Here is an 11,222-nt window from a genome sequence, read left to right on the forward strand (position 1 = left end):
CGTAAATTTGCGAGGAAACCTTTTTGTTAATTTTTAAATGAATGAATTGGTGCTGGGATTCGACCACCGCGTGCAATAAAACTAGCGGAAGATTTACCGTTTACTGGCATTACTGGTGCCGTTCCAAGTAAGCCACCGAATTCGACCATATCGCCAACTTTGGTGCCGCTCGCCGGAATTACTCGGACAGCGGTTGTTTTATTGTTAATCACGCCAATCGCCGCTTCATCCGCAATCATCGCAGCTAATGTTTCGGCGGTGGTGTCACCTGGTACGGCAATCATATCAAGTCCAACTGAGCAAATTGCCGTCATCGCTTCTAGCTTTTCAAGATTAAGGGCGCCTTGTTGAACGGCTTCAATCATCCCCGCATCCTCAGAAACTGGAATAAATGCACCTGATAAACCCCCGACGTGTCCACAAGCCATGACGCCGCCTTTTTTCACCGCATCATTTAATAGTGCTAAAGCAGCCGTTGTACCATGCGTTCCAACCATTTCTAGTCCCATCTCTTCTAAAATATGTGCGACTGAATCACCAATCGCCGGAGTTGGCGCAAGTGATAAATCAACAATTCCAAAAGGAACGCCGAGTTTTTCAGAAGCGACTTGCCCAACGAGTTGACCCATTCTAGTAATTTTGAAAGCTGTTTGTTTCACTGTTTCGGCAACAATATCAAATGGTTCGCCTTTTACTTTTTCGATAGCGCGCTTCACAACACCAGGACCACTGACGCCGACATTGATAACACAGTCAGCTTCACCAACACCGTGAAATGCTCCAGCCATAAAAGGATTATCCTCGACTGCATTGGCAAATACAACGAGTTTCGCACATCCTAGTCCTTGCGTATCCGCTGTTAAGTCCGCAGTTTCTTTGATTACTTCACCCATTTGACGGACAGCATCCATGTTGATTCCTGTTCTAGTCGAGCCAACATTGACCGATGAGCATACGCGTTCCGTTTGTGCGAGTGCTTGCGGAATCGAGCGAATCAGGATTTCGTCACCTTTCGTGTAGCCTTTTTGAACGAGTGCGGAATAGCCCCCAATAAAATTCACGCCAACTTCTTTTGCGGCTGCATCGAGTGTTTTAGCAAATTCTACATAGTCAGTGTCAGCGCTTGAGCCAGCTATAATCGCAATGGGTGTGACAGAAATTCGCTTATTGATGATTGGAATACCAAACTCAGATTCAATCGCTTCACCAACAGCCACTAAATTGCGCGCTTTTGTCACGATTTTTTGGTAGATTTTCTTTCTAGCTACTTCACCGTCGCCGTCCATACAATCTAGCAAAGAAATCCCCATGGTAATTGTTCGGATGTCTAGCTTCTCTTCTTCAATCATACGTATTGTTTCTAAAATTTGGTTTGTTTCCATACTAGAATCGCCTCCATCCTAAAGTTTATGCATTGCGTTAAAAATTTCTTCCCGTTGAATATGTATTTTTACTTGGAGTTCTTCACCTTTTCCAGCTAATTCTGCCTTTACTTCATCAAATTCTTTCGTAATTTGGCTAATATCGCACATCATCATCATCGTAAAATATCCGTCCATAATTGTTTGAGATACATCCACAATATTGATGTTCAGTTCAGCTAATTTATTACTAACACCTGCGACAATACCCACATTATCTTTTCCAATTACAGTAAGTACAGCTCTCACATCCAACACTCCTTTAGTTCGTTAATACGTTCCATTATAGCATAAAAAATTTAAATCTTGTGAAAAAGAAAACACCTGATACAAACAAGTTAACTACATCCCCAAATCATTTTTTGTTTTCTAAAAGACGGATATTAACTATATCTATCATTATATGGTTTTAACATTTTTGCTATTTACTTCTTAAATGTTTTTGGGCATTTGAAAATCTGGCCAGTTTTCCAAATGTTCCAATATCCATTGAGGCAGTTGCTCCGGTTTATTAAATGTGCCGAGAGTGTATCCTTTTCTCACTAGATATATGTAGTATTCCTTCTCTACTATAACTGTTTTTTCTTTTCTATTTATTGCTGAGCGCTCCACACTTTCCTCAGGTAACCATTCCACGTAATATGCTAAATCTGGAGCGTGTACCTCTTCATCATCTAGTTCAATGCTCCCAATAACCGGCCATGTTCCATTTTTTATTAGAGATTCATTGCAACCTTTATATAATTTAAGCTCATGATTAATAATGTTTTCCGGTAAAACTCTAATTTCAGAAATAATATTATATATACCAATAATGGAGTCTTTAAATAATAGCCCATACGCAAAACGTCCATCAGGAAGGGGGATTTCTATGATTGAACCATAACCTATTTTTTTCCTATTCATTTCGATTTTACTCCTAAACTTTTCAACTATTTTTTGTAATTTATTATTTCCTATAAAATCGCAATTTATCTCAAGTATGTACTCTTAATTAACTAATAAACTAAATGAAAATAACAACCCCAAAACTGATACCTTTTTTCTCTTCGCATCAAAGGGAGTCCGTATCTATATCAAATTCATATAAAAGGTCATTTTTATCCAATAACACAAAGCTATAAAAATCCAATATTTCTATAAGATTAGTCAGGTTTTGATTAATATCATCATTACGAACAATTACCTTCCCTTCATAAAATAAGAAAATATATGGTGACACTAAAGATAAATATACATACATTGATTTTTAAAATCCTTAATTTCAATTGATATACAAACAGCATAATTTAAATCAGTATAACCATTAATTTTAAATGAATGATGTATAGCACTTAAAAATATTTTAGCAACTATGGTAATTTTCTATCTGCACAAATTAATTATAAATGAAGCAATACCGAACTTCCACAAAAAATTTTCATGTTTATGTTGCTAGAATCAAAGCTCATTCTTTGAAAGATAATCTTATTCATTTTCTTCTCTAAATTTGTAATTGCTATTATGCCATAGCCCTCATAGACTTCCGCCAATAAAATAGAGAGTTACCTCCTATTATAGAAGGTAACTCTCTTTTTTACACGTCATATTCTAATTCTTTTGTTGCTAAATCAATAAAATCAAGTGGTGTCTTCACTTTTTCGCTATCAAATTGACTCGTTCCAATTCGAAGTTCTAGCTTCACTCGGTACTTCGCGGCAAATTCTTCAGTGTTGGCCTCAGCTATGCGGCTTTTAATTCGGTCAGCAACTAATTTCCCGCCTGGCTCATCTGTTAAAAGCAAGAGCCCCCAAGTGGCATCGTCCTTATCTAGCAAATAAAGAACATCACTCGTACGGATACAAGTCTCTAAAACCGCCGAAATATCTTGCAGTGCCAGGCGCATTTCATCTTCGCTTTGGAATCGTTTCAATTCGCGCCAGTGGCGAACTTTGATAACCATCAGTGATAATGGTAAATCATAACGACGCGAAATGCTGGAAAAAATGCGCTCGTCATTTTGGAAAGAAACGATATTTTTAAGTAAAGTTTCTTGATCGATGGTTCCTAAATATAAGTTTTGCTGTTTGATTTTCGTATTTTCTTCTTGTAGTCTGGATGTATTTCTTGTAAACATCGCACTCGCTACCGTAAAAAGTGGCGTAATAATAAGCCAGTAGTAACTTCCAATACCATATGCTATTTGATTTGCAACAATTTCATAAATAATGTAAGTCGCATAAATGAAGATATAGAGGATATTTAAAATCAAACCAAGCGTTAAGTTCGTAAAATAGGTGATAATCACAAGTAAAAAAGTAATATTTAACAATATAATGTTTCGCAAATATTCATCTGGCGTATTAATCATAAAGCCAATCGTGATGAAACAAAGCAAAATGAAAAATAAAAAGCCGATATCTGCAAATAAGTTATTCGTTATTTTTTTCATGTTTATTTCTCCTCACTTCCGGCTCCGGCGATATTTACGCAAGATTAGTAAGACAGCAACTATTAGGATAACAGCAGTGAGAAGAGCGAATGCCCCAAACACAGTTACTTCTTTGTTATTACTAATTTTTGTCCCAAAACTTTCTTCTTTTGTATCTGCTGCTTTTTTGAACCTATAAGAGTGGATTGTGTTGTCATTATCAACAATAGCGCCATCTCCGTAGATTTTAGCTAAATTAGCTTTTGTGGCGATTAAATCTGAACCAAGCTCTGTTTGTTTAGCGCCCGGACCAGTGACTGCAAGAACGGGTACGCCACCAGAAGTAATCAGTTGCACACTACCAAGTTGTTTGCCGTAATTTTTTTCAATCGAGATTTTTTCGTTGGAAAGGAAATAACTACCTGATTTGTTGTACTGGAAATATAGGTCGTCATTAGCATTTTTTATGACTGGATTATTGTTCATTGTTCCCACTGCGATAACGTTCGATCCTTCTTTTGGCTTTTTCCAGTTTGCAGCATGTACAGCAGTTAGATTACCTCTATTTCCATCATGGAAACGACCCAGTAAATTGAAAATATTTGCTAATGAATCGGTATCTTCCGTCGTTAATTCGTCTGGAACAACGACAACTGCATTGTTAAAATCTCCACCGGTAACGAATGGATATGGATATTGTTCAAATAACAAGTCTGTTTCTTCGCTAGTATTCAGGTTAATGGTAGATTCTGGTGTGATATACGCCCATGGAATTTCGGAATCTGCAATAAAACCACAATAATTATTTGTTAAAACTAAATCAAAGGCAACTGTAACAGAAAAATCACCTTTTACATTTAAATCGCTTGGAATTTGGAAAGTTACTTTATCACTATTTGCTTTTTTGGCAGAAAGTTTTTGGCTTCCGATTGGTTTTCCGTTGACTAAGATGGTTACTAAGGAATGCTCAAAATCGAGGTTTTGGGCGTATCTGAAATCAAGCGATACCTCTGTTCCTGTTGAGGCACTTCGATTTGCAGGCATACTGATGAAATAATCTTGTGTGATGTGACCGATTCCTTTTAGTTTATCGCCAGTTGTTGTGAGTTTAGTATTTTTATCGATATTGTTGGCCGGTGTGTCAATTTGTTCATCCGTTGTTAGCCATTTAGTATTTGCTCCTAGTTGACTTAAGTAATTTTGGTTGGCAACTAATTTCCCTGCTTTTTTAAGGGCATCATTTGATTTAGAAGTGATCACAAGCGTATTAGTGTTTCCTACTTTCACCACTTGGAAAAGTGCTTGCCTTTCTAGTTTTTGATCGTCTTTAATTTGTGATTTTAGGTCATTTGGTAAATTGTTATAGCTGGAAAAAAGGACGACATAGTTTTTGCCATCGCGTGTTTTTGCTTCTTCGTACTGACCAAAAGTAATATTTTTATCTTCTAATGTATTCGCTGCTGAAAATCCAGAAAGGCCTTCAAGCGCTGCGCCAAGTTCTGCGTCATCGGCTTTTTTCATGACAGCTACCACACCTTGTCCACTTTTCACGGTATCAATTCCTGTGAAGCGTTCGCCAAAATCAGCGACCGTATTTTGAAAAGCTTTATCGGAATAAGAGACATTTACCGCACTGGTTTTGTCGAATTGTAGCCAATTGGCAGGCGTATCATCAATCGTACAACGACCATCTGGTAAATCTGTGTAGACAAAACTTTCAATGGATAGAACGTTAACACCTTTTTTTAATTTATCTTTTGGAATTTCGACTTCGATTTGTTTCGTCCCTTTGTCGGTTTTATCAGGTTTAAATGAGTAAAAAGCAGCATCGTTAATTTTTAAAGTCATTGTGGAAACTTCTCTTTCACTCAGTTGGGTAATCGTGTATACAAGTTTCACGTTTGCGTTTGACACGTCCCAATAATTCTCCACAGTGAAGTTTTGTTTGGTTGTCGTGAATTTTCCTTGAGCGGTTTTATCTGTTCCAAAAACGGTTTGATAATTTTTATCTGCTGCGAAAACGTCTGGCCTATACAGAAATAGTACGGCGAAAACAAGCAGCCCCATAACAGCTAATTTTTTCATTAGGCACTCTCCTTTTTAGAAACGCTCGGTTTTATACCATTTGGTTTCCCTTTTTAGTACAGTATCTTTTAAGAAAATAAAGAACCCATATGCGGCGACCACCATCCAAAGCTGGCAATACGTCACATACATCAACATAATAAATAATAGATTCGAAAAACTAATTTCCCCTTTTTCAGTGGTGAGCGTAATAAAAGTACCAGCGACAAAAAGTAAAATAGCCAGCAACCAAAGCGCCCCGCTAAGGCCAGCAAGTGTCGTATGTACAAGTCCAAGCGCATATAATACAAGTAAAACATCACTAACAATCAAGGAAGTTAATAATAAAAAGTAAATTGATAAAAAGTACAAAATATCAAATCGTACACGTCTCCCTTCTCGTTTGAAAAGGAGTGGTACATTTTTTAAAATTACATAAATATTACCTTTCGCCCATCTTGAGCGCTGTTTAAACCAGACCGGCAATGTTTGTGGTTCTTGCTCCCAAGTCACGGCCTTCGCTTGAAATTTGATTCGGTAACCCATCATATAAATCCGGAAACTGATTTCGGTATCCTCAGCGACTGCTTTCACATCCCAACCACCAATTTCATCTAAGAGCGATCTTCTCACAATAAAGTTGGTACCTGGAATGGTGCACAGTTTGAATAGCGCCCATCTACCAGCCTGAGCCATCCACTGAAAACTAAGCGTTTCGATATTGATAAAGCGCGTTAACCAGCTCGCATTTCGATTCCGCGTTCGGAATTTACCAATGACCGCACCAAGTTTTGCATCATTAGTAATCTCACTGACAAGAATTCGTAGCGCTTGTCGTTCTGGGGTATTGTCAGCATCATATATTGCCACCAGTTCGCCGCGGCTTTCCGCAAAGCCGATATTAAGCGCATTGGATTTTCCTTTGCCACCCGTTAAGTTATCGGTATTAATAATTTTTAACTGACGAGTTGGATTCTTTGCTTGAATAGCTGCAAGAAGTTCTGCGCTATTATCCGAAGAATTATCATTAATGACAATAATTTCGTAGCGATTGACCGGATAATCAAAAGCCAGCAGTGACTCAACTGTTTTCACGATTACTTTTCCTTCATTATGAGCCGGCACCATGACAGAAACAAATGGTACTTCCGCTGGTATTTCAGGGACCTTACGCGCTTCGTTTTTCAGATAGTAGATGTATCCTGCAACGATTAACACAATATTAATTAGTAAAAGTCCCCAAATACAAACCACCGCGAATAATGCTAAATAATCTGCAACAACCATTTATTTCACCTCATTTCATATATTTTTTCATATAAAGCCGGTATCCAAAGATGAATAAAACACCAATAATTCCAAGAGAAAGTACAATAATTATCGTGAAAAATGTATTTTGATAGCCGAAAAATCCTTCTAAACTACCAGCTTGTTTTTTAGTTTTATCTTGATTTGTTTTAATATACTTTAAATCATCATCTAGTGTTACGGACTGATTATTGATATAAAGTGAGCCAGCATTTGAAACAATCGTATCTTTATTTGTTTTTACTTGATGATCTTTATACCTGAAGTCACTTATGTTTTCATTTGCTAGATTGTTCGCAGCAGCCTTTAACTCCTTCTCATTCTGGAAAAATGAATAAGTCACCGCTATATCAACAGGAAAATTTTTTTCATTAGTCGTTGCGTAAAAATCGTTTGCTATACTGTAAGGCGACTTTTCAAAAGCGCTACCGTTGTTCTTTTTCGTTGTATGAATAATTTTTTGGTTCGGCAGTAAAATTCCAGTGTTAAATGGTTCAAAGCCCTCAATACCGTATACTTTATCAAAATTCCAATATAGTTCTGCTGTCACACCGAGTGCCGCTATATCATGATTCGCGAAAAAATGTAACGATTTTTGGATAATGTTTTCAAGTTCTCCCGGCGGACTATCACCGTACGTAACGACTGGGACATCCATCATAATAGTGCCATTTTTCGCTTGCACATAACGTAAAATTTCTGCATAATTTTTGGCAGCTTGAAAATCTTGATTATAGAAAACCGGTCCAGCACTTATAATAAAAGGAATCCCTTTTTCATAAAATGTGTCTGCCATTTTTTTTAGTAAATCAAAATCAACAAATGGATTTACATCCGTTATAAGCGCATATTGATTCGTCGTAGTTTTAATTTCAAATACTGCTTTAAGTAAATCCATCAAAGCAAATTCACTTGTATTATTGGCTTGAAACATTGGCGTATAAGCATAGTCACCATCATGAATACCGTAAGCCGATTTCCCATTTTCCGCGGCGTCCATTTCACCTAATGCTTTTCCTTTATAAGAAGTAATTAAATTAGTTTCGCTCACTAACTGAGGTTTTCCAGCTAGCCCCGCCTCGGTCTTGATGGCGATAGAACTATCTGTAATCGTTTTTGTTTTTAGCTGCAATTTATTTGCGAAGAAAGTTGGTGGATTCGCACCTATGTATGCGATTTTCGATTTGCTTTTAGCTAATTTCTCGGTCCATTTATCCGTTAATTGGTCCTTTTTATTTTGCAGTACGATAATTTCGCTTGCCTGACTTAGATTTGGATTTTCTTCCCAAGAATAGACCGTCACCCGTTTTCCTAAACTGTTTAACATCCGGAGTAACGAGTCCATATTCCCTTCGTTATCCGTCCCCTTTGCCAGACTATCATAAAAAACAACAACATCACTATCTGCTTTTGCTGGTTGAGGATGGGCAATTACTACGAAAGCGACGCAGGCAAATAGAATGCTTATAATGATTTTTTTATGCATTCCGCTCACCTCGTTTCTTCAAATAAAATTCGAGTAATGAAGCCGCTCCAATCAACATCGTTAAGTCAAAACAAACATTAAACAGGAAATTATGCTTCGTTAAATCCGCTTCTCCGTCACCAACAACTGTCACTAAAATCACTGCAAAACCAGAACCAATCAGTAAAACAACTAAATCAAAGAGTAGCGTTCCCCGAATGTTCTTCTCGCGGAAATGTTTAAACGCACTCACTCCGTATCCAATCAGAAAAACAAGCGCCCATAAAATCAAAAACGTGAATTTCGCTGGAGCAAATTTTTCTTTTACATCACTGTAAGCCGAGAAAAAATGCGTTTTCTCTTTAAATTCATATCCTGTCGCCTTTTCAAAATTCCCCATTTCAAATGGTCGAATTGAAAAACTATTTTGCGCGGATAAATCAAGCATTTCCCCAAATTGCTTTGGATTTTCCAAATAATAACTTAAAACCGAGACAAAATTATAATTTGGATAAAATTCCTGTTCCATTAATTTCGAATCTAAATCAATCATTTTATATTTTTGATAAAAGTTGGTTCCTTTAAGTAAAGCAAATTCGGAATTAATGCCCATTTCTTCAAGTGATTTCTCTGGATTTTCTGAATCAAGTAGCACACCGCGCGTCATTGTTTGATACTGATTTATCGTGACAAACTCTCCCGGAATGAATGCGTACATCACTACACCACTTATGAAAATAACAAAAAAAGTAGCCGCAGCCGAAATCCGAAACGTGCGATTTTTCCGGATGAAAAACACGAGTATTCCGCACACTGCAATAACAACCGCAATTGGCGCATTTTGTTGCTTGGCCGTAATTAAAATAAGGGACGCTACAAAAATCAAGCCTAACATGGCATAGTCGTTATATTTATGGTGATATAAAAGTAAAAATCCCGCTGAAATATACAGCATCATAATCAAAATAAGTCCTTCACTAAAAAACGAATTAAAATAAGCTGTATAAGCGGTATCTGCGAAAATAAAGACAGTTAGCGCAGCAATAACATAACCAGGCCAACCTTTCATTTTTGCCGTTAAACCAGCCACTAATAAGTAAATTGCTGGCAAAAGAAGCGCTAATTGTAAAGCACCTAAAAAACGTACATCAAAAACAGTTGTTGACCAAAAAATTTTATTTAAAAGAAGCGCAATTTGAATGAAAATACTTTGCGAGGAGTAAATCGCAACTTGATTTTCATTAAAATATTGATAAATCCCGAACTCCTTCACAAAATGTCCAAATTGTAACGCGTCATAATTGGCATTATTTACAAATAAACCATTGCTTGAGAATATTCTAAAAAAGTCTCCATTATCAGCCATACCAATATACGGCGGCACAAAAAGCGCAATAATAGTTATGATAAAAACACAAATAACCGCAAATATTTGCGGTGTTAGATGATGCCATAGCCACGTACTAATGGATTTTATTTTCCCCGTCATGATGCTATCCCCTTTTTATTCTCGCTAATCCCATTCACAAATTAGACACATTTACACTCCATTATACGAGAATGTCATAAGTTTTTCCATGGTTTTATTTATTTTCTTACAATTCATATGCACAACTTATTTATTAGCAACACTTTTCCACTAAAAGAGTTATAATAAACAAAAAAACTTTCTTGACTACTACGTCGCGTCATACTTTATAGTGGAAATCAGAAGGAGGAATCATTCATGCAAACAAAAGAATTAGCTGAACTCACTGGTGTAAGTGTGCGCACGCTGCATCACTACGATAAAATCGGCCTACTCGTCCCGCAAAAAGACGACTGGAACGGCTATCGTATTTATTCAGAAAAAGATGTCGACAAATTACAACAAATTCTTTTCTTTAAAGAACTCGATTTCCCTTTGAAAAAAATAAAGCAAATTCTTGATGATCCTACTTTTGATAAAGAAGTCGCTTTATCCTTGCAGCGCCATTTATTAGTAGAGAGAAAAATGCGAATTGAAGCGATGCTCGAAACTCTAGACCAAACCATCAAGAACGAAAAAGGAGAAATAATTATGACGAATGAAGAAAAATTTACTGGTTTTGATTTTTCAACGAATCCATATGAAGAAGAAGCGCGAAGACTTTGGGGTGATAAAATCGTAAACCAAGCAAATGAAAAAATCACGAACATGAATGAAAAAGAACAAATGGCTATAAAAGAGAGCTTTGATGCGGAATTTCGCCAGCTAGCTTCTGTTAGAAAATTCGCCCCCGATTCAAAAGAAGCTCAACAAGCCATACACCAATTCTTTCTATATTTAAATGATACTCATGGGAATTTATACTCTCTAGAAGCATTTGCAGGTCTTGGAGAAATGTATGTGGCTGATGAACGTTTCACTAAAAATATCGACCAGTTTGGCGAAGGTCTTTCTGTCTTTCTTAAAGAAGCTATGGCTGTTTATACCGAAAATAATTAAAAAAACGATGATTTTCCTTAAAGGAAAATCATCGTTTTTTTAAATTAATCCACCAAAATAGGGTTGGTATAACTTATAATAGGGTAA

At 36.7% G+C, this 11,222-nt stretch carries 9 protein-coding genes; 1 reads left to right on the forward strand and 8 read right to left on the reverse strand.

The window, feature by feature from the left end:
• Positions 1 to 26 precede the first annotated feature (26 nt).
• The 8 genes from HCB45_RS03130 to wsfD form a co-directional block, all read right to left on the reverse strand.
• Positions 27 to 1,382 carry a PFL family protein gene (locus tag HCB45_RS03130; RefSeq protein ID WP_010990473.1) on the reverse strand — a complete coding sequence of 452 codons (1,356 nt, stop codon included), beginning with the start codon at positions 1,380 to 1,382 and terminating at the stop codon, positions 27 to 29.
• A gap of 18 nt (positions 1,383 to 1,400) precedes the next feature.
• On the reverse strand, positions 1,401 to 1,670 hold the full coding sequence (locus HCB45_RS03135; protein ID WP_185318041.1) for an ACT domain-containing protein: 270 nt from the start codon (positions 1,668 to 1,670) through the stop codon (positions 1,401 to 1,403).
• Positions 1,671 to 1,853: 183 nt separating this feature from the next.
• Entirely contained in the window at positions 1,854 to 2,327 is a 474-nt protein-coding gene (locus HCB45_RS03140) for an Imm26 family immunity protein (protein WP_185618720.1), read from the reverse strand.
• A gap of 670 nt (positions 2,328 to 2,997) precedes the next feature.
• Positions 2,998 to 3,852: a diguanylate cyclase domain-containing protein gene (locus HCB45_RS03145; protein ID WP_185618722.1), complete on the reverse strand. Its 855-nt coding sequence runs from the start codon at positions 3,850 to 3,852 to the stop codon at positions 2,998 to 3,000.
• Between the two features lie 12 nt (positions 3,853 to 3,864).
• Positions 3,865 to 5,916, reverse strand: coding sequence for a cellulose biosynthesis cyclic di-GMP-binding regulatory protein BcsB (locus HCB45_RS03150; RefSeq protein WP_185618725.1), 2,052 nt, complete (start codon positions 5,914 to 5,916; stop codon positions 3,865 to 3,867).
• Positions 5,917 to 5,931: 15 nt separating this feature from the next.
• Positions 5,932 to 7,182, reverse strand: a complete 1,251-nt coding sequence (locus HCB45_RS03155) for a glycosyltransferase family 2 protein (RefSeq protein WP_185618728.1) — start codon at positions 7,180 to 7,182, stop codon at positions 5,932 to 5,934.
• Positions 7,183 to 7,192: 10 nt separating this feature from the next.
• Positions 7,193 to 8,689, reverse strand: a complete 1,497-nt coding sequence (locus HCB45_RS03160; RefSeq protein ID WP_185618731.1) for a DUF2334 domain-containing protein — start codon at positions 8,687 to 8,689, stop codon at positions 7,193 to 7,195.
• Entirely contained in the window at positions 8,682 to 10,157 is a 1,476-nt protein-coding gene (wsfD, locus tag HCB45_RS03165; RefSeq protein WP_185618734.1) for a glycan biosynthesis hexose transferase WsfD, read from the reverse strand. The genes HCB45_RS03160 and wsfD overlap by 8 nt, the downstream gene beginning before the upstream one ends.
• Before the next feature lie 237 nt (positions 10,158 to 10,394).
• On the opposite strand from wsfD, the gene HCB45_RS03170 reads away from it, so the two are divergent.
• Positions 10,395 to 11,135, forward strand: a complete 741-nt coding sequence (locus HCB45_RS03170) for a MerR family transcriptional regulator (protein ID WP_185618736.1) — start codon at positions 10,395 to 10,397, stop codon at positions 11,133 to 11,135.
• The last annotated feature ends 87 nt before the right edge of the window (positions 11,136 to 11,222 follow it).

Source organism: Listeria farberi, assembly GCF_014229245.1.
Classification (GTDB): domain Bacteria; phylum Bacillota; class Bacilli; order Lactobacillales; family Listeriaceae; genus Listeria; species Listeria farberi.

What these genes read in the sequence shown, in the direction of transcription:
- HCB45_RS03130 (WP_010990473.1), bottom strand. Translation starts at nt 1,382, where the DNA reads ATGGAAACAAACCAAATTTTAGAAACAATACGTATGATTGAAGAAGAG.
- HCB45_RS03140 (WP_185618720.1), bottom strand. Translation starts at nt 2,327, where the DNA reads ATGAATAGGAAAAAAATAGGTTATGGTTCAATCATAGAAATCCCCCTT.
- HCB45_RS03145 (WP_185618722.1), bottom strand. Translation starts at nt 3,852, where the DNA reads ATGAAAAAAATAACGAATAACTTATTTGCAGATATCGGCTTTTTATTT.
- HCB45_RS03150 (WP_185618725.1), bottom strand. Translation starts at nt 5,916, where the DNA reads ATGAAAAAATTAGCTGTTATGGGGCTGCTTGTTTTCGCCGTACTATTT.
- HCB45_RS03155 (WP_185618728.1), bottom strand. Translation starts at nt 7,182, where the DNA reads ATGGTTGTTGCAGATTATTTAGCATTATTCGCGGTGGTTTGTATTTGG.
- HCB45_RS03160 (WP_185618731.1), bottom strand. Translation starts at nt 8,689, where the DNA reads ATGCATAAAAAAATCATTATAAGCATTCTATTTGCCTGCGTCGCTTTC.
- wsfD (WP_185618734.1), bottom strand. Translation starts at nt 10,157, where the DNA reads ATGACGGGGAAAATAAAATCCATTAGTACGTGGCTATGGCATCATCTA.
- HCB45_RS03170 (WP_185618736.1), top strand. Translation starts at nt 10,395, where the DNA reads ATGCAAACAAAAGAATTAGCTGAACTCACTGGTGTAAGTGTGCGCACG.